The following is an 18,390-nucleotide window of genomic DNA, read 5'->3' as shown; positions in this document are numbered from 1 at the left end:
TATAAAAAAGGAAATCTCTATTTTCACAGAAAGAGAGGCACTATATTATGGAGAAAACCCAGTAAATCACGCCGTAAAGGATCGACGCTGCAACGCCGTAAACAATAACCGGCCCTGCAATGATAAAGAGTTTTGCACCCAACCCCAAAATCAGTCCCTCGCTTTTAAACTCCAAAGCTGGTGAAACCACCGCGTTGGCAAATCCGGTAATAGGAACCAGCGTACCTGCTCCAGCGTGTTTAGCCAGCTTATCATAAATTCCGAAACCAGTGGCCAACGCACTGAGAAGCACCAGGGTGATAGACGCCAACGAAGAGGCTTTTTCGGTACTCATGCCCCAGTATTGATAAAGAAAGATAAGAGCCTGCCCTAAAACGCAGATCAGGCCGCCAATCAAAAATGCCATGGGGATGGTAAAATAACTTTTGGTATTGTGGGATGCCTGTTTTGTCATCTCACTGTATTCCTGTTTGGTTACTTTCATGAATAGTCGCACCTTTCTAACGGCAAAGCCGCTGAAAATTTGTAAAACTTGTAGGATTTGAAGGAATCCGCCTCAAATTCCAGTCAAATACACCTATTATTCTTTCATACAAGTTATTTTTTATTACAAGAATGGAAATGGAATATTTACCAGACTTATCTGTAAAAGTTTGTTATTACCATTTAATCAAAGCAATTTGATGCATTTTTTGATTTCCTTCTTGACAAAGCAATAACCTTCCTTTATAATAAAATTATAGTAATTCTAAATTAGGTGGTTTTATGGAAAATTTGAAAGCAATTCTCAAACAGAATGGGATTCAGGTGACGCAGCAGCGCCTCGATGTCCTGCGGGTTTTAAAAGAACTGAATACCCATGTCACAGTAGACGATGTGCTGGCGGCTCTCAAAGATCGAAACATCAACCTAACTGTTGCAACCGCCTATAACATCTTGAACACTTTCGAAAAGAAAAATGTGATCATGAAGATCAACACCGCAGGGGAACCGGTGATCTATGATGTCAACACCCACGACCACATACATGTCTGCGACTGCGAAACCCGCGAAGTGCAGGATTACGATGATAGGGAGCTTATGGATTTAATTAACGGATATTTTGAAAAACATCCTATCAAAGGCGTCGAACTGAAACGAGTGGACGTGAATATCATTGGCTGTATCAAACACTGACCATTTCACCCCGTTTGGGATGAAAAATATTGACATTTAAGGAGGATATTGACATGAATTTAAAAGGTTCTAGAACAGAAGCCAACCTGCAGGCCGCATTTGCAGGGGAATCTCAGGCGAGAAACAAATACACTTACTATGCATCAAAAGCGAAAAAAGACGGTTATGTCCAGATTGCCGCCCTCTTTGAGGAGACTGCAAACAACGAAAAAGAGCATGCAAAAATCTGGTTTAAACTGCTGCATGACGGAATTCCTGACACCGCAACCAATTTAAAGGATGCTGCTGCCGGCGAAAACTATGAGTGGACCGACATGTATGCCACATTTGCCAAAGAGGCCAAGGAAGAAGGATTCGATCACATTGCCTTCCTGTTCGAAGAAGTGGCAAAAATTGAAAAAGAGCACGAAGAGAGATACTTAAAGCTTCTCGCCAATGTGGAGAACGGCTTGGTCTTTTCAAAAGATGGGGATACCATTTGGCAGTGCTCTAACTGCGGCCACATCGTCATCGGCAAAAAGGCCCCCGAAATTTGCCCCGTCTGTTCCCATCCTCAAGCCTATTTTCAGGTCCGTGCAGAAAATTATTAAACTTAATCATAAACCCAGCAGGTCATTGCGACCTGCCGGGTTTTATTTTTTTGCAGATGATAGACAAATCCAATGACTTGTGTCATACTGGAGATAGAAACCATTCCAGTAAGTAAGGAGGCTTTCCCATGAAAAAATCCAGCGCCGCTCTTCTGTCAATCATCTGCCTGCTGACAGGTATTATTCTCGGATTTCTCATTGCTCCCGCTAAAGGGGGAATCGGCAACAATTGTGGTAACACCACTCATAACCATTATAGGCTCCCAGATTCGGACGAAGAGACACAATCGAAATGACAAACGGCCCGTTTCATGAAACGGGCCGTTTGTCATTTTTACTGGGAAATACTTTACTATAAAATAACTGCCAAATTTTTGAAATATTTTTTGGTTGGATGAAACAAATACTGCTTTTTCTTACACTATATAATCAAAATAATCAAATGAAAGGAGGCTTGCTCTATGACAAGCTCACGATGCAAAAGAACTTTTGCCGCAGCTATTCTCGTTGCTGCGATACTTTGCACAGGCTGCGATTCCTCTTCTCCCACAGTTGGGGCAGGCCTTCCCATCACCCCTCCCAGTGTCGTTGCCCAGATACAGGCAGCCACTCCTGCAACCAATGAGCGCCTGCCGGTCATTCCACAAGCTTCTGCCTCGGAGTGCATTCCCCTTCTTCCGGAACAACCTATACACAATGATGATACCGCTCGCATTCTCGCCTATCAGATTACCCTATACTGTGGCCCAGACGGCGTTTTGCTGCCGGAATTTAGCGACGGTGTTCCACTGGACTATTCCTCAGCGCTGCAAACCGCCCTTTACCATACGGGAGCCGTACTTCTCCCCATTGAATACAGTGCAGAAACCGGCAGTTATACCTGCCCCGCTTATCCCGACCATGAGCTTTTCCGGTTGTTTTTGCAGCAAAGTTCTCCCTGTGAGTTCTATTATCGGGATAATGCCATAGAAAAAGTGGCTGAACTCTTTGGGGATGATTTTCTCCCTGCTTCTCAGGAATTCCTCTCATCCCACCCTTTTACCTACTTCTCTGACGAAGAAATCTTTGCAAAGCCTATGGAACAGCCAACCGACGAAAGCCCTTGCCCAGTGATTCTGTCTTGGAGCGAAAGCGGCAAGTTTATCCGTGTTTCCGCTCTCATGGGGAAAACCCAGGGAGCGGGTTGCCCCATTGCCGTTGGCGGCGTCGCCTGCACGGCGGAAAATATTGAATCCTTAAAAGCCCAAAACCCTCTTCATTCTTTTACATTTGAGCAGCAGGAGGACGGAAGGCTGGTACTAAAAGGTTACCAAGTACTTTCTTTTGTCCCAAAAGACGTTTAACCCTTTTGCGAGACTTTTCACAAAATAAAAACTCCTCCGCTTCATCGGGGGAGTTTTATTTGATTTCCAGCTGAGACAAACCGTATATCCGGAGCACATCGGAAAGCCCCATAGCCACTTCATCCCGTGAAAAATCACATCTACTGAGCCGGTTTTCGTCCCATCCATCGAGGGTGACGTAAAAATCCAGCGCCAAAGCAAGGTAACAGCGATCGCCGGGATCCAGCGATTCAAACAGCAAATTTTCCGCCTGATTTACCTTCCCTTCTGACAGCAAGTCTTTTAACTTGTCATGGAAAATTGCCGCTCTCGACTCCTGAATTTCGTCGTCAAGGTCAAACGTCGTGTTTTTCTTGTGGAAAACCACCTGTGCGATCACATTCGCCATCCCTTCAATCTGCCTCATCAGCCAATCCTCTCGGAACATCCAGCACTCCCTCCCGTCCTTTTCCTCTCAGTATAGCACGCTTTTCCCGAAAAACTGTCTTCAAAGAAAAAAATAACATTGCGGATAGAAAAAAATTCCCTTTTCCAACAGGAAAAGGGAATTTTAACACATAAACTTAGTCGTTTACATAGGGAAGCAAAGCGATATGACGAGCGCGCTTCACAGCAACGGTCAGCTGACGCTGATGCTTTGCACAGGTGCCAGTTACACGCCTCGGAACAATTTTTGCTCTCTCGGACAGCACCTTACGGCTGTATTTGCCGATTGTTTTGTAATCGATGTTTTCCACTTTATCAACGCAGAAAGCGCAGACTTTTCTGCGGGGCTTTCTGCCGCGGTTATTTCTATCCATAACTCTGGTTCTCCTTTCAGCAGGTTTTCAATTTGAATCGCGCCAAAATCAGAACGGCAGATCGCCGTCATCGGTGTCAATTTCCTCAAAACTACCGAAGTCGCCTACCGAAAGGCTGTTGCCCCGCTGGGGCTCTTCAAACTGAGGCGGCTGGGTGGGAAACGGCGTAGCACCAGCGGAAGTTTGTCCTCCCGCGGGCTTGCTGTCCGCGAAATAAGCCTGATCGACGATGACTTCATATGCGGTTCTTTTGGCTCCGGTCTTGTCTTCGTAATTGCGGGTCTGCAGGCTTCCCTCCAGGGCAATCATACGGCCCTTTTGAAAATATCTGCTGATAAATTCCCCAGTCTGACGCCATGCTACGCAACTGATAAAATCAGCCTGACGCTCGCCGGTGTCCTTAGACTGGTAATTTCTGTCGACCGCGATTCGAAACGAAGCGACAGAAACGCCGCTCTGGGTTTGTCTGAGTTCGGGGTCGGCAACTAGTCTTCCCATTAAAATAATACGGTTTAACATACTGCCGCCTCCATTACACTCTGGTCACGATCAAAGAACGGAGAATACCATCTGTGATGTTCAGTCTTCTCTCCATTTCCGTGGGGAAAGACGGCACAGAATTAAAGTTGTAGAGTACGTAGTAACCTTCGGTTTCGTCGTTGATTTCATAAGCAAGGGTTCTTTTGCCCCACTCGTCAACGCTCTCCAGAGTCCCATTTTTCTCGATGAGCTTGCCGAATTTTTCGATCAAAGCTTTGATCGCCTCTTCGTCCTGCTTCATGCTGAAGATGATGACTGCCTCGTAATTCTCATTTACTTTTGCCATTTAAAAGCACCTCCTTCTGGACTTCACGGCCCCGAAACCTGTGTCCGGAGCAAGGAAATAAAATAGATACCGGCAATCGCGCCGATAACAGATTGATTATACCAGTGTTTCCCTGCAAAGTCAAGCTTTTTATCCGTATAATTTCTCAAAAATCGCCTTTTAGTGGAGAAAAGCACAGCAAAACACAACAAATGCAAAGCGAGCTATTCATTTGATTTTACAATGGAACATGCTTTCGTACATTTTTTCAGCGATTAATGTTACAAAAGATGCTTTATTTTTTCCGTCCAAAGGACTATAATAGGGTCTAACGGATTCGGCTTGGCAATTAATTGAGGAGATTCGTTTTTACAATGACTTCGAACAGTCGGCTATGACCATTTTCTATTTTTGGGCACCAAACTTATGCTTTGTCTTTGATATAACGCTGCGCCCATATATTTGAATAAAAAAGAATAAATCCGCATATGCGGCACTGCAAAGGAGAACAATTATGTCCGGCATACCGAAAAAAAACAGCTATGGCTACACCTTGGGTGAGGAAATCGCCAATGCCGTCACCCACGGCCTCGGCACCCTGCTGGCCGCCGCCGGGACGGTTATCATGATCGTCTTTGCCGCCCTCACAGGGGATCCCTGGCGGATCGTCAGCGCCTCTATTTATGGGTTCAGCCTCATCATTCTTTTTACCATGTCAACCATCTACCACGCCTTGGCCCCCAACCGGGCAAAATATGTTTTCCGCATCTTCGACCACACCACTATATACCTGCTCATCGCGGGTAGCTACACACCAATTACCCTTGTCCTGCTCCACGGGGCCTTCGGATGGGTGCTGTTCGGCATCGTGTGGGGCGTGTGTATTCTAGGAATCGTTCTCAACTCCATCAGCGTTGAGCGGTTTAAAAAAATTTCCATGGTCTTTTACATCATCGCCGGATGGGCCATCGTTTTGGCCATCGTCCCCATGATAAAGTCTATGGCGTCGGCTGGGCTTTGGCTCATGCTCATCGGTGGGCTGTGCTACACCGGAGGTATCATCTTCTACAAGCTGAAATCAGTTAAATTCATGCATTCCATCTGGCATTTATTCGTCCTTGCGGGGGCGGTACTTCATTATTTTGCGATTTTATTCTACATCATTATGGTGTAATACTTAGATTTTCAAGCGGCCTCTCCCAGTATTGCCGGGAGGGGCCGCTTTTTTGTTTGTTGGATTCCCCGCCGCATTTTTTGTCCCCATCCCTCATAAATTTTGATAAAAGAACCCACTTTTTGGAAGAATCGTCATCATCTAAGCTGCGCAAAACTTTAATTTTGTTATTTATTTCGTTAAATATTATTTGATTTTTTATAAGAAGTGTGCTAGACTACAAATATTGGAAAAAATGAAACTAAATGACCAAAAGCTTATAGACATTCGGTAAACGGCCGAAAAGAAACGGAAAAATATCCCTCCTGCTCACTTTTCCGCGCTGGCAGGATGGCTTCCGAATTGGCTGCACGCGGCGGCAGAATGGAGATTTTATGGCGAGACTTTTTGGAACGGACGGCGTCAGAGGCGTCGCGGGGACAGAATTGACGGCGCAGATGTGCTTTGACATCGGGCGTGCGGCAGCTACCGTGCTCACCACCCAAGGAAAGCAGAAACCCCGTATCCTCATTGGACGGGACACCCGCATCTCCGGCGACATGATTGAGGCGGCCCTCATTGCAGGCTTTACTTCCATTGGTGCGGTGGCCATCCCCTTAGGGGTCCTGCCCACTCCTGCGTTAGCCTACCTGACTCGGGAATACAAGGCAGATGCCAGCGCCATGATTTCTGCTTCTCACAACCCTATGGAATACAATGGGATTAAGTTTTTTAATTCAAACGGCTATAAGCTGGACGATGATCTGGAAGATAAAATCGAAGCTATTGTCCGCGGCGCCCTGCACACACTGGATTTGCCCGACGGCGCCAACATCGGCACTATCGACCATATCGATACAGCGCTGGACGACTATATCAGCTATATTCTCACTACAGTTGACACCCGCTTGGACGGCATCAAGGCTGCGGTAGACTGCGGCAACGGCGCCGCATCCTTTACTGCCCCCCCTGCTCTCCGGAAACTGGGGGTGGACTGCACCATTATTCACGATGACCCTGATGGACTCAATATCAACGCAAACTGTGGTTCCACCCATATTGAGGAAGTCACCCGCCTGGTCAAAGAAACAGGTGCTGACATCGGATTTGCATTCGACGGCGATGCCGACCGCCTGATGGCGGTGGACGAACTGGGAAATCTCATCGACGGCGACCGGGTGCTGTCCATCTGCGGAAACTACCTGAAAAGCCAGGGAAAACTCAAAAAAGACACCATTGTTGCCACCGTCATGAGCAACCTGGGGCTGTTTAAAATGGGGGACGCCAATGGAATCACTGTGAAAAAGACCAAAGTGGGAGACCGATATGTACTGGAAAAAATGCTCAAGGACGGCTATGTTCTGGGCGGAGAGCAGTCTGGCCATGTGATTTTTTTGGAGCACAACACCACCGGCGACGGACTCATCACCGTACTTCAGCTCCTTTCAGTCATGAAGCACACCGGTAAAAAACTGTCGGAACTGGCTTCCATCATGACGGTAATGCCCCAGGTGACTGTCAATGTTACCATCGACAATGAACGCAAATACGAGTACATCGACGACGTGGAAATCATGGAGGCCATCCACCAGGTGGAACGGATTTTTGAGGACAACGGCCGGGTGCTGGTGCGCCCCTCCGGGACCGAACCCATGATCCGCATTATGATTGAGGGGCAGGACCTGCCTCTGATGAAAGAAAAAGCTGATTTCATCGCCAGCATCATGAAGCGCAATCTTGGTGCGTAAGGCGGTTTTTGCACCCGGCTTCTCCTACCGGCAACCCTCTGCTGCCAGCTGGTGCAATAATGAAGTCAAAGTATAAGCGGAATGACACTCTTCGTTTATATTTTGCAGCCATCCAGAAAGAAATGCTTCTTTTTGGATGGCTTTTATCTTGTTGCGATGAAATAACATGTCTCGTAAACGCACCGCCGGGAAAGAGTTCATCCTTTGAGTGGAAAAGCCTGATTTACTGCCTTCATCGTGAGAAAAAGTGCGCTTCCAAATGCTGGAAGCGCACTTTTTCCGTATTATGGAGATTATGAGAGATGTTAAAGGAATTAAAGTTTGACGGCTTTTCCCGTCTCAATGCTTTCGTAGCAAGCATTCATCGCTTTAATGGTATTCTGGTGCCAGCGGAGATTAATCTTAGGTGTTTTATGGTTCCGCACACAGTCAACAAATTCGTCCACCAGACCGATCCATTCGTCAAAATAGGTATATTGAACGCAATACTTATTCTGCGGCGTAGCATTATGGTAAACGTTCGGCCCAAAGCAATCGGTCAATATTGTTCCCTTTTCGCTGTTGAGAATAACATTGACCTCCATCCGTTTGGGGAACACTTCCCATCCCGGTCCAGGGACCTTGAGCTTTGCTTCGGTTCTCGACCAAGATGGGTCTAAAAGGAATACCACTCCATTTTTCATCCGCCCGGCTACCGACACCATATCCTCTTCTTCGATATCACGCCTGATATTCGGTGCAACCTGGGCAAAAATAAAATCGAACTCACTGTTTGTCATTTCCCGGATCAGATCAAATATATGAGGGTGGTCGCAAAGTGCTCCCCCGCGGAACCGATGGTCGCCGTCCTTTAAGGGCACACGCTTACCATAACTTTTTTCCGGTACGCCCTGCCACGGAAAAGCCCAGACGGGAGACAGTGTAATATTCGTCGCTTCAAAGGATTTGAGCGCTCCGTTTACCTGCTGAGCATTCAGCTCTTTGAGCCGGTTGACCACAGGATTGTAATGAAGTTCTAACTCAATCTGGCACACAACACCCGCATCTTCGCAAACTTTTATCATTTCGTCGTATTCCTTCATATCGAAGGATGGAATTTTCATCGAGAGTATATGGATTCCCCGCTCAGCACAGAGCTTCATCTGACGAAGATGCTCAGAGTTTTCGCTGGCTAAAACAACTGCTTCGATTTCGGGATGGGCATCCAGCATTTCCATGTCGCTGTCATAGCAGGGAATTCCGCTTACACTGTCGAGAAACACTTTTTTCACTTCATCGTTGGCGACCGACACGGCGATCCAATCGAGCTTTGGATTTTCCATCAAAGTCTGATAATATTTTCTGGTATGGCCGTGGGTCATCGACATCATTGCTATTTTTAACGGTTTCATTCCAATCAATATTCCTTTCCGGGCATTTTGGCCGGTTTTGTGCAGTATATTGCCGCTGTTATTTTGACGGCTTAGGCACAAAATTCCAAGTTTGAAAGTTTACTTTCAAATTGCCTTAGATAAAATAACATTTTCAATTTCGGAAATAGACTTTTTCGCCGCCTCGACCACTTGATTTAAGTGGAAAACAATTTTTTCGGTGTCTTCCCCTGTTTTCGCCATCTCAAAGCAATTGCGGACCGCGGCACATTGTCCGATATCCAAGCCAAACAGTTCCATGTCAACATCGGTATACTGCTCTGTATTCTTTTCCCCCAAAACATAGACCGAGCTCTGGGGAACCTGGGTGTCCACCACCCGGTCGCAAGCAATTCCGGAACAGGCGATGATTTCGTGCTTGTCGATGGGCTCTGCCCCGTCGCTCAGTGTGGCGGCCAGCTCAAAGGTACAGACGCAGCCATCCTGATTTTTGGCCAAGACATTCAAAGCAGTATCTCCGTTTGAAACCGCAAATATTTCAGTGAGCGCACTGCCCATAATGGTTTCGCAGATGTCCGCCTCCCGGAAAAACAGCTCAAACAAATCCGCCCCTTTATGGGCGATATGTGTGATCCGCATGGTACTCAGGCCGTTCAACGTACCGCTTTCCACCAATTTTTTCAGCTCCGCAAACCTTCTTTCGCTTCTCCATGGGAGCAGCTGGACTGCTTTGCCGTCAATGACGGCATTTTGACAGTCGATGATTTGGACATCGGACGAAATGTCGTATTTATTAAGTAAAAAATTGAGTTTTTCCTGTAACATATTCATAGCATTCCTCACAGCATTTTGATACGAGGTTTATATTTCTCGATATAGGCCGCATTTTTTTCATCGCCGCCGGGCGCATTGGCGCTCATCCACACAGGAGGAGTGATCCCCCGGTCGATACACTGCTTCACCGTTTCAATCTCCAGAAGATGGGCGATGTAAAAGTCGATAATATTGGACATAGGGGCAATGGGAGTATCCAGCCCTGGAACATTTACTACAGCGTCTCCCACAGGATTATAGTCGTCGATGCAGACGTCGGCGTAATCAAAGAGATTGCTGTGGTTGGGATGGCGGATAAAATGATCCGCAGGCATTTCCTTCTGCCACTGGGTGCTGGACACGGCGATGATCTTCACGCCGTTTTTCTTCGCCTGCATGGCCGCGTCGATGGTGGCGGGATTGATGCCGATGTTGTGAAAGATAATCAGCACGTCGTCCTTTTTCAGGTCGTAATACCGGACGATGGCGTCGCCGTAGTTGACAGCCCGCTCAAACTCCAAATATTTCAGCGCCTGATTGAAAACCGAAAGTCCGGTTTCCATAATGGGATTGATATTCGCAAGGCCGCCCGCCCGGAAAAACATCTCCCCCATGCAGAGAGTCGTATGACCCCCGCCGCCATAAACGCTGATCAGCCGGTCATCAGCAATGGCATCCGCCATAAGCTTCGCCGCGTTTTGGATGTTTTCCGACTGGGTTTCGTTGACCTGCTTAAAATTGTTCATCAAACTCTCGAAATAACCAAAATCATTCACTGTGTATTCCCCTTTCGTTCTTTTTAATGCCGATATGTTAACGAATGCTTTCTTTTTGTTCTCTTACTTTTTTAAAACCCGGTTGTAATTTTCACCAATGCGATCCCATAACTCCAAAGGATCCTTCGCGGCGACGCTGGTTCCGTAACCGCCCCGGTAGGTCCAGGTAGCCAGCCGATCCACGCCCATGCTTTCGTACAGGTCGACGACATGGTCGATCTGGCTAAAATCTTTGGGTCGCTTGTTGTATCCCATCAGCCAGCGTTCCGACTGCTTGCCATATTTTTTCGCCATGGCCACCGTTCGCTCAGTAATGTCGACAAAGAACTGCTCCGGCAGATCCCAGTTGATGATGGTGGTGGAGAAGACATCAAAATAGGGGCAGGCGGCAACCATATCCCAGTTGTCATAGCCGCGAAGCTCAGTGACATAGTAGGTATTCATGGTGGCGTGGACGCAGCAGGTGATCTCTAGATCCGGATTGACTTGCTTAAGTGCCTTAGAGGTATCGGACAAAGTGAACAGAGCCTCTCTCCAGCGAAACTGCTTGACGTCATCGTTCATAAATTTCGGCATATCATAGCCGTAATACTCTTGAAACTTTTTCATGCACTCCGGGCACCGACACGCCCAGTCGTCTCCGGCGCCGCCGGTGATAGAGGCGTAGGACTTGGGGTAAGCGTAGTGGGGTTCGTCCCAGAAAAAGCCGTCCACGTCGGTGTTTTTGGCAAGCTTCAGGCAGATATTTTTAAAATAATCCCGGAAGGAATTGGTATTAAAGCAGGCGGCGTTCAGCACTTCGCCGGTGTAGGCGGAAACCTGCCTGTGGTGGATGTTGTTCTGTAAAAATAAGCTGACCTGCTCGCCTCCAAAGTATTTTCCGATGCCCCATGGGTCGGCAATGACGCGAAGGCCTGTCTCATGAGCTGCCTTGACGATGTTATTGATGTTTGGGAACCAAAAATCCATGTCAAACTCGGTAATTGCGAGAATAACGGTGTCGCAGCCGTGCTGCTTCATTTCCTCAAAGTCCTTCTTTGCGTGCTCCACGTAGTTGAGTCCGTAGTAGCTGACGGCGGTGTGCTTTATCGACATATGTAATCCTCCCTTATTGTGTGCCAACTACTTGTATTATAGGAGCAGTGGTCGTTAAAGTACACTCATTTTTCAACTCAAAAAGTGGATATTTCATAACTTGACAAAGAAGGCTGTATATGGTAGTTTGACACTATGGAAAAAGGATTCAAAACCGGTGTATTTTCTTGGAAAGGGATAAAATCATGTTTCTGGATGACGGCAAAAATTTATTCCGCATTCTGTCCGTATTGGAACTAAAGTGGGACAGCGCTCTTCGGCATGCCAACCCACGTCCTTTCCACGCCTTATCTTTTCGCTTGAGGGGGGATGCGACTTTTGTACATGACGGGACTTCCTCTCACGTATCTGCCGACTCCATCGCCTATGTGCCAAAGGATTTTGAATACTCGCTGGATCATAAGTCCGAGCACCTGTTTGTCGTCCATTTCGAAATAGAGGGAGACCCTGGCCTCAATGATTTTTTTTCGGTATCTCCGGATGACACCCAGTTATACCATTATCTATTCCGTTCCCTGTTTGACGTGTGGAACCGAAAAAGAACCGGCTACCGGTATGCCGCTTCCTCTATATTCTATGCCATACTGGAAGAGCTACAAAAGGAATTGTCCGGCCGCCCCTTTCAGGCCCATGAGGACAAAATGGAAAAAGTGATCGAATACATCCATAAACATTACTGCGAACACGACATATCGGTATCCAAGCTCTCCGAAATATATGGAACCAGCGAAACCTACTTCCGGCGGGTTTTTCAGCAGAAATGCAGCACAACTCCGCTGAAATACGTAAACCGTCTCCGCCTGAAATACGCCGAGGAGCTGCTTCACTCCGGCTATTACTCCGTCAGGGAAGTCTCGGAAAAGGTCGGGTTTGAGGACCCGAAATATTTTTCCAGATTTTTTAAAGCGCAGAAAAAAATTCCTCCGTCAAAAGTCTAATATAAAAGAGGGTGGGCCGTCCGGTACTTTTACCAGACGGCCCACCCTCTGCTATCGTTTGTATTTCTCCCAGTATGGAAAGTTTTACTCCCGCACCCGCTGTTCTTTTTTCATCTGGCGAAGTTTTTTAAGCACCGGAAGGCCGATGCAAAACACAAAGCCCAGCAAGAGGAGACAAAAAAGAGAAAGAAAAAAGTTAGGGTTTAAAAGCCTGCCGTTTGTGATAACATAATTGACAGTCCCGGCCACGTTAATGGCCAAGGCAATCAGTTCCACAAACAGCAGTACCCACCACAAACCGGCGATCCGACGGTAATGGCCGATTTTGGACCGAATGTCGGAATAGAGGTCAAAGGCCCCGTCTTTCGCTTTTTTTCGAAAATAGACCCAGCGCATGTAGGAAGCCACCATCTCCGCACCGGTCTCCTCCATAAAGCGGATGTAGGCGGCGCTTTCGGGGTGCTCCGGCACCTCTTCCAATAGCTCCAGACGGTAAAGGTATTTCCCCGGCTCTCCTTCCAAAAACGTATAAGAGCACCAGCCCACGTGAACCAGTTGATACCCTTTTTGGGACATGGCGTTGAGCCACTGTTCTTCCTTTTCAAAGGAACCGAGCGAAAAAAATTTGTGTACCGTTTTAATCATGGCAGTCCCCTCCCGAAATCATTCTGCCGTTTGTGAGCAGTTCCTCCAGGCGGCAGAGCTCCGCCCGGACGGCCTCTTTGCCGCTCTGGGTGATGAGATACTCTTTTTTTCGGGAATTTTTTTCGCCGGGCAGCGCCTCGATCCATCTGCGCTCCAGCAGGGTATTAAGCGCGCCGTACAGCGTCCCCGCCGCCAAATTCACCCGGCCGCCGCTAAGATTTTGGACCTTTTGCATAATTCCGTATCCATGAAGCGGCTCATAAAGGGACAACAGGATATAGGTGACCGCTTCTGTCAGGGCGACGTTTTCTGTGCTCACAATTCCACCTTCTTATATCGTCTATCATTATATCGTCATCCGATATAATGATTATAACGAAGGCCGATATAGTTGTCAAGACATTTTGGCAAAATTTCTCGTTTTTTCTCCTTTGCGTTTTAACCGAATACAGCTGGCTTCGTATTTTTTTCCTTTATGGTGGGCGAGACAGGCTTTACAGTCCCCATAGCGGGGACATTTGACCCGTTTGCAGGGACACTTCTCTTTTTCGTTTTCGGGCATTCTTTTTTCCTTCCTATTTCAAAGTAAATTCTTCTCTCAGCAGCAGGACAGGAGCGAAATCCTCATGGGTATACCCCGGCTTGACCGGTATGTGAAAAAGAGGGATTCCCACCTGCTCGAACAACTTGTCTACAAATTCATCCCGTCTGCGCCGGTCCTGCCTCAGATGGCTTTTGTCGTCCAGCTCGACAGCGCAGATTACCTCCATGGTATCCGGCCGGCACAAAACAAAATCCACGTGTTTACGGGAAATCCAATTAAAGTACTTTCGCCAATCCCGTCCCACGCCTTTCTGCACGCAGATGAGTTCTTTAATCCCCACTTTGGGACAGATGGTAAACTGGCTTTCCAGATGGTTTTGCATCGCCAGATAAAAGGAATGTTCCGCCGGACTCAGGAAGTTTTTCTGCTTCTCATAGGGAAGCTTTCCGTTGGGATTGGCCTGCTCCGGACGCCGTCGAACAACGTCGACGATGTATGCGGCCACTGCCGCTGCGGCAATCCAGATGAGTAAATAGTAAATGGGGTCCATCATGCGAATCTCCTTGTGTCGTTTTTACCAGTATAGGAGATTTGACACTTGCTGTCAACGAAAGCGTATATTCACAGTTGTATATTATACATATTTTATGTATAATATACAATAATTTTGCATAACAGCTAGGCGATTATTGCGTATTATTTGTATACTCATACAAATATTCCCTTTTTTCTGAATTTCAGGCGGGAAACCCCTTGCAATTTTAAAAGGAGGCCCGTATAATAACAAACATAACAAAGAATTTTGCGGCACATATGATTGCCGATTGACGGAAAGGAAGAATGAAAATGGCAAAGTACAATAAAGTGGTTTTAGCATATTCCGGAGGGCTCGACACCTCCATCATTATCCCGTGGCTCAAGGAAAACTACGGCTGTGAGGTCATCTGCGTGGCCGGCAACGTGGGACAGGACGCTGAGCTCACCGGTCTCGAAGAGCGGGCGCTGAAAACCGGCGCTTCCAAGCTCTACATAGAGGACATTCAGGAAGAATTTGTCTACGATTACGTGTTCCCCACCATAAAAGCGGGCGCGGTTTACGAAAATAAATACCTGTTGGGAACCTCTTTCGCACGGCCTCCCATTGCCAAGAGAATCGTCGAGATCGCCAAAAAAGAAGGCGCTGACGCCATCTGCCACGGTTGTACCGGCAAAGGAAACGACCAGGTCCGGTTTGAGCTGGCCATCAAGGCTTTCGCTCCCAATATGCCCATCATCGCTCCCTGGCGGATTTGGGACATCAAATCCCGGGACGAGGAAATCGAATACGCCGAGGCCCACAACATCCCGATCAAACTGACCCGGGAAACCAACTACTCCAAGGACATGAACCTGTGGCACCTGTCCCACGAGGGTCTGGACCTGGAAGACCCCATGAACGAGCCCCTGTACAACAAAGAGGGCTTCCTCGAAATGGGCGTTTCCCCCGAGATGGCTCCTGATAAGCCCACCTATATCACCCTCTCCTTTGAGCAGGGTATCCCCGTCGCATTGGACGGCAAAAAGATGGACGGCGTCACCCTCATCAAAACCCTCAATAAAATTGGCGGCGAAAACGGCATCGGCCTGGCCGACCTGGTAGAAAACCGGTTGGTCGGCATGAAGTCCAGAGGCGTTTACGAGACCCCTGGCGGAACCATCCTCTACCACGCCCACGACGTGCTGGAAACCATTTGTCTTGACAAGGCGACCCAGCACTACAAACAGCAGATCGCCCTGAAATTCGCTGACATCGTCTACGACGGCCAGTGGTACACCCCCCTACGGGAGGCCCTCTCCGCTTTCGTTGACAAAACCCAGGAAACCGTCACCGGCGACGTGAAGCTGAAGCTTTACAAAGGAAACATCATCAACGCCGGCGTCTGCTCCCCCTATTCCCTCTACAGTGAGGAAATCGCCACCTTCGGCGAGGATGAAGTCTACAATCAGTATGACGCACAGGGCTTCATCAACCTGTTTGGCCTGCCCATCAAGGTCAAAGCCATGCTGGACGAAAAGAGAAACGAAAATAAATAAAAACTGAAGCGGGCAGAGGCTGACTCTGCCCTTTGCTTATCATGAAGAAAAGGAAGGATACAGATTCATGGGAAAAATGTGGGCGGGCCGCTTTCAAAAAGAGGCGGACAGTAAGGTCAACGATTTCAATTCCTCCATTTCATTTGACGGACGGATGTACAAACAGGATATTTTCGGCTCCATCGCCCACGCCACCATGCTGGGCAAGCAGGGCATCATCCCAAAGGAGGACGCCGACAAAATCATCGAAGGGTTAAACGGTATTTTGGCGGATCTCACTTCAGGCGCTCTGCAGTTCGACATGGAAGCAGAAGACATCCACATGTTCGTTGAAGCGGAGCTCACTACACGCATCGGCGACGCTGGCAAGCGCCTCCACACCGCCCGTTCGAGAAACGATCAGGTGGCCTTGGACATCCGGCTTTACTTGCGGGACGAAATCGCGGAGATTCAGGGACTGCTCAAAAAGTTTATTGAAACCGTCTGCAAAATGGCGGAAGATAACCTCGAAACCATTATGCCCGGCTACACTCATTTACAGCGGGCACAGCCCATTACCTTTGCCCATCACCTGATGGCCTACGCCAACATGTTTTTGCGGGATTTGGGAAGGCTCTCCGACACCAACAAGCGGATGAACTACTGCCCCTTGGGCAGCGGCGCTCTGGCCGGAACCACCTACCCCATCGACCGGGAAATGACCGCCTCCCTCCTAGGGTTTGACGGCCCGATGCTCAACTCCCTGGACGGGGTTTCCGACCGGGATTTCTGCATTGAACTCTGCTCGGCCATCGCCACCATCATGATGCACCTGTCCCGCTTATCGGAGGAAATCATCCTCTGGTGTTCTTGGGAGTTCAAGTTTATGGAACTGGACGACGCCTTTGCCACCGGTTCCAGCATCATGCCTCAAAAGAAAAACCCCGACGTGGCGGAACTGGTCCGTGGAAAGACAGGAAGGGTCTACGGCGACCTCGTCACTCTGCTGTCGATGATGAAATCCCTCCCCCTCGCTTACAACAAGGATATGCAGGAAGACAAAGAGGCGATCTTTGACGCCGTCGACACGGTGAAACTCTGCCTTGTGACCTTTGACCCCATGCTGGCGACCGCCAAAGTGCTTCCCGACAACATGCGGGCCGCCGCGGCGAAGGGTTTTATAAACGCCACCGACTGCGCCGATTACCTGACCAAAAAAGGAGTTCCTTTCCGAGACGCTTATAAAATCACCGGCACTCTGGTTGCCCGGTGCATCGAGTTAAACTGCACCATGGAGACTCTGCCGCTCAAAGAATACCAAAAATTAAGCGACGTCTTTGCAGAGGACGTCTACGACGCCATCAACCTGAAAACCTGCGCGTTTACGAGAAACTGCATCGGCGGCCCGGCCAAAGAGCGGGTTTCCGAACAAATTGCCGCCGTCAACGCGGCACTTACTGCTTTTTAAATCGCTCCGGAAAGGATGTTTTAAACATATGAGTACTATCAAAGCGGGCATTATCGGCGCCACCGGCTACGCGGGAGCGGAGCTGGCGCGGCTTTTGATGTCCCACCCTCACGTGACTTTAGCCGCCGTCAGCTCGGTTTCCTATGAAGGGAAAACCTTGGCGGAAATTTACCCCAACTTCATCGGCGTCACCGACCTCATCTTGGAAGACGCGGACGCCGTCATCGAGAAAAGCGACGTGGTTTTTGCCTCCCTGCCCCACGGTCTCTGCGAGCCCATCGCCAAAAAATGCGTGGAAAAAGGCCGGACTTTTATCGACCTGGGGGCCGATTTCCGGCTATACGATGAAGCTGACTACAACGAGTGGTACGGCCTGTCCTACAAGGAAAAAGAACTTCACGACCTGGCGGTCTACTGCATTCCGGAGCTGGACCGTCAGAAGGCAAAAGGAGCAAAAATCATCGCCAACCCCGGCTGCTATGTCACTTGTTCAAGTTTGGGATTGGCCCCCCTCGTGAAATCGGGCCTTGCCGACTTAAAACACGTGATCATCGACGCCAAATCCGGCGTGACGGGCGCGGGCAGAGGGCTCTCCCTCACCACCCATTACCCTGAATGCAACGAAGCGTTTTCTCCCTATAAAATCGCTTCCCATCGGCACACCCCAGAAATCGAACAAAATTTGTCCGCCCTGGCGGGAGAAAAAGTGACCCTCACTTTTGTTCCCCACCTGCTTCCGGTGAACCGGGGCATCGTATCCACCATCTACGTGGACATGACGAAACCGTCCAGCGCGGAAGCCCTCCATAAAATGTACGCGGACTTCTATCAGGATGAAGAATTTGTAACGGTGCTCCCCTTAGGAGACATCGTCAACCTGAAAAACGTCCGATGCACCAACAACTGCCAGATCTCCGTCCACTACGACAAGCGCACCGACCGGGCGATTTTGGTCTCTGCCATCGACAATATGGTTAAAGGGGCTGCTGGCCAGGCCATCCAGAACATGAATCTGGTGCTGGGACTCCCGGAAAACGCCGGATTAAAACTCATCGCGCCGATTTTCTAAAAATA

At 48.6% G+C, this 18,390-nt stretch carries 23 protein-coding genes; 10 read left to right on the top strand and 13 right to left on the bottom strand.

The features are described 5' to 3' along the window. Window positions 1-40 precede the first annotated feature (40 nt). Window positions 41-484 (bottom strand): stage V sporulation protein AC, encoded by a 444-nt coding sequence (gene spoVAC, locus H8710_RS06960; RefSeq protein WP_249294790.1) that lies wholly within the window; start codon window positions 482-484, stop codon window positions 41-43. Between the two features lie 281 nt (window positions 485-765). Between spoVAC and H8710_RS06955 the strand changes: the two genes are divergently transcribed. From H8710_RS06955 to H8710_RS06940, 4 genes are all read left to right on the top strand, one after another. Further along, window positions 766-1,176 carry a Fur family transcriptional regulator gene (locus H8710_RS06955; RefSeq protein WP_249294789.1) on the top strand — a complete coding sequence of 137 codons (411 nt, stop codon included), beginning with the start codon at window positions 766-768 and terminating at the stop codon, window positions 1,174-1,176. 53 nt (window positions 1,177-1,229) lie between these two features. Further along, complete coding sequence (gene rbr / locus H8710_RS06950) at window positions 1,230-1,766, top strand: rubrerythrin (RefSeq protein ID WP_249294788.1); 537 nt, start codon at window positions 1,230-1,232, stop codon at window positions 1,764-1,766. A 128-nt stretch (window positions 1,767-1,894) separates the two neighbouring features. Next, the gene (locus tag H8710_RS06945; protein ID WP_249294787.1) at window positions 1,895-2,062 is read left to right on the top strand and encodes a hypothetical protein; all 168 of its coding nucleotides are present in this window, start codon (window positions 1,895-1,897) and stop codon (window positions 2,060-2,062) included. Window positions 2,063-2,227: 165 nt separating this feature from the next. Continuing rightward, on the top strand, window positions 2,228-3,109 hold the full coding sequence (locus H8710_RS06940) for a hypothetical protein (protein WP_249294786.1): 882 nt from the start codon (window positions 2,228-2,230) through the stop codon (window positions 3,107-3,109). A 55-nt stretch (window positions 3,110-3,164) separates the two neighbouring features. Here the strand turns inward: H8710_RS06940 and H8710_RS06935 are convergent, their stop codons facing one another. From H8710_RS06935 to rpsF, 4 genes are all read right to left on the bottom strand, one after another. Next, the gene (locus tag H8710_RS06935; RefSeq protein WP_283242814.1) at window positions 3,165-3,536 is read right to left on the bottom strand and encodes a DUF6483 family protein; all 372 of its coding nucleotides are present in this window, start codon (window positions 3,534-3,536) and stop codon (window positions 3,165-3,167) included. 136 nt (window positions 3,537-3,672) lie between these two features. Then, on the bottom strand, window positions 3,673-3,909 hold the full coding sequence (rpsR, locus tag H8710_RS06930) for a 30S ribosomal protein S18 (RefSeq protein ID WP_249294784.1): 237 nt from the start codon (window positions 3,907-3,909) through the stop codon (window positions 3,673-3,675). A gap of 48 nt (window positions 3,910-3,957) precedes the next feature. Then, on the bottom strand, window positions 3,958-4,428 hold the full coding sequence (locus H8710_RS06925) for a single-stranded DNA-binding protein (RefSeq protein ID WP_249294783.1): 471 nt from the start codon (window positions 4,426-4,428) through the stop codon (window positions 3,958-3,960). 13 nt (window positions 4,429-4,441) lie between these two features. Beyond that, the gene (rpsF, locus tag H8710_RS06920; RefSeq protein ID WP_249294782.1) at window positions 4,442-4,735 is read right to left on the bottom strand and encodes a 30S ribosomal protein S6; all 294 of its coding nucleotides are present in this window, start codon (window positions 4,733-4,735) and stop codon (window positions 4,442-4,444) included. A gap of 493 nt (window positions 4,736-5,228) precedes the next feature. On the opposite strand from rpsF, the gene trhA reads away from it, so the two are divergent. Next, entirely contained in the window at window positions 5,229-5,888 is a 660-nt protein-coding gene (gene trhA / locus H8710_RS06915) for a PAQR family membrane homeostasis protein TrhA (RefSeq protein WP_249294781.1), read from the top strand. A 374-nt stretch (window positions 5,889-6,262) separates the two neighbouring features. Continuing rightward, the gene (glmM, locus tag H8710_RS06910; RefSeq protein ID WP_249294780.1) at window positions 6,263-7,615 is read left to right on the top strand and encodes a phosphoglucosamine mutase; all 1,353 of its coding nucleotides are present in this window, start codon (window positions 6,263-6,265) and stop codon (window positions 7,613-7,615) included. 314 nt (window positions 7,616-7,929) lie between these two features. On the opposite strand, the gene H8710_RS06905 is transcribed toward glmM, so the two are convergent. The 4 genes from H8710_RS06905 to H8710_RS06890 form a co-directional block, all read right to left on the bottom strand. Beyond that, entirely contained in the window at window positions 7,930-9,006 is a 1,077-nt protein-coding gene (locus tag H8710_RS06905; RefSeq protein WP_249294779.1) for a Gfo/Idh/MocA family protein, read from the bottom strand. A gap of 105 nt (window positions 9,007-9,111) precedes the next feature. After that, entirely contained in the window at window positions 9,112-9,816 is a 705-nt protein-coding gene (locus tag H8710_RS06900) for a hypothetical protein (protein ID WP_249294778.1), read from the bottom strand. Between the two features lie 8 nt (window positions 9,817-9,824). Further along, window positions 9,825-10,574, bottom strand: a complete 750-nt coding sequence (locus H8710_RS06895; RefSeq protein ID WP_249294777.1) for a sugar isomerase domain-containing protein — start codon at window positions 10,572-10,574, stop codon at window positions 9,825-9,827. Window positions 10,575-10,637: 63 nt separating this feature from the next. Continuing rightward, a complete protein-coding gene (locus tag H8710_RS06890; RefSeq protein WP_249294776.1) occupies window positions 10,638-11,669 on the bottom strand; it encodes a hypothetical protein in 1,032 nt (343 codons plus the stop codon). A 185-nt stretch (window positions 11,670-11,854) separates the two neighbouring features. On the opposite strand from H8710_RS06890, the gene H8710_RS06885 reads away from it, so the two are divergent. Next, complete coding sequence (locus tag H8710_RS06885) at window positions 11,855-12,607, top strand: AraC family transcriptional regulator (RefSeq protein WP_249294775.1); 753 nt, start codon at window positions 11,855-11,857, stop codon at window positions 12,605-12,607. 84 nt (window positions 12,608-12,691) lie between these two features. On the opposite strand, the gene H8710_RS06880 is transcribed toward H8710_RS06885, so the two are convergent. From H8710_RS06880 to H8710_RS06865, 4 genes are all read right to left on the bottom strand, one after another. Continuing rightward, window positions 12,692-13,252, bottom strand: coding sequence for a DUF2812 domain-containing protein (locus tag H8710_RS06880; protein ID WP_249294774.1), 561 nt, complete (start codon window positions 13,250-13,252; stop codon window positions 12,692-12,694). Next, on the bottom strand, window positions 13,245-13,571 hold the full coding sequence (locus tag H8710_RS06875) for a PadR family transcriptional regulator (RefSeq protein WP_430413308.1): 327 nt from the start codon (window positions 13,569-13,571) through the stop codon (window positions 13,245-13,247). The genes H8710_RS06880 and H8710_RS06875 overlap by 8 nt, the downstream gene beginning before the upstream one ends. A 75-nt stretch (window positions 13,572-13,646) precedes the next feature. Next, window positions 13,647-13,814 carry a hypothetical protein gene (locus H8710_RS06870; protein WP_249294773.1) on the bottom strand — a complete coding sequence of 56 codons (168 nt, stop codon included), beginning with the start codon at window positions 13,812-13,814 and terminating at the stop codon, window positions 13,647-13,649. Between the two features lie 13 nt (window positions 13,815-13,827). Then, window positions 13,828-14,349 (bottom strand): DUF2726 domain-containing protein, encoded by a 522-nt coding sequence (locus H8710_RS06865; RefSeq protein WP_249294772.1) that lies wholly within the window; start codon window positions 14,347-14,349, stop codon window positions 13,828-13,830. Window positions 14,350-14,642: 293 nt separating this feature from the next. On the opposite strand from H8710_RS06865, the gene H8710_RS06860 reads away from it, so the two are divergent. The 3 genes from H8710_RS06860 (at window position 14,643) to argC (ending at window position 18,385) form a co-directional block, all read left to right on the top strand. Then, complete coding sequence (locus H8710_RS06860) at window positions 14,643-15,869, top strand: argininosuccinate synthase (protein WP_249294771.1); 1,227 nt, start codon at window positions 14,643-14,645, stop codon at window positions 15,867-15,869. A gap of 67 nt (window positions 15,870-15,936) precedes the next feature. Next, window positions 15,937-17,316 carry an argininosuccinate lyase gene (argH, locus tag H8710_RS06855; RefSeq protein WP_249294770.1) on the top strand — a complete coding sequence of 460 codons (1,380 nt, stop codon included), beginning with the start codon at window positions 15,937-15,939 and terminating at the stop codon, window positions 17,314-17,316. Between the two features lie 28 nt (window positions 17,317-17,344). Then, on the top strand, window positions 17,345-18,385 hold the full coding sequence (argC, locus tag H8710_RS06850) for an N-acetyl-gamma-glutamyl-phosphate reductase (RefSeq protein WP_249294769.1): 1,041 nt from the start codon (window positions 17,345-17,347) through the stop codon (window positions 18,383-18,385). The last annotated feature ends 5 nt before the right edge of the window (window positions 18,386-18,390 follow it).

The sequence above is a fragment of the Fumia xinanensis genome (genome assembly GCF_014384905.1).
GTDB lineage: Bacteria > Bacillota > Clostridia > Oscillospirales > Ruminococcaceae > Fumia > Fumia xinanensis.
This window is presented reverse-complemented; position numbering and strand designations above follow the sequence as displayed.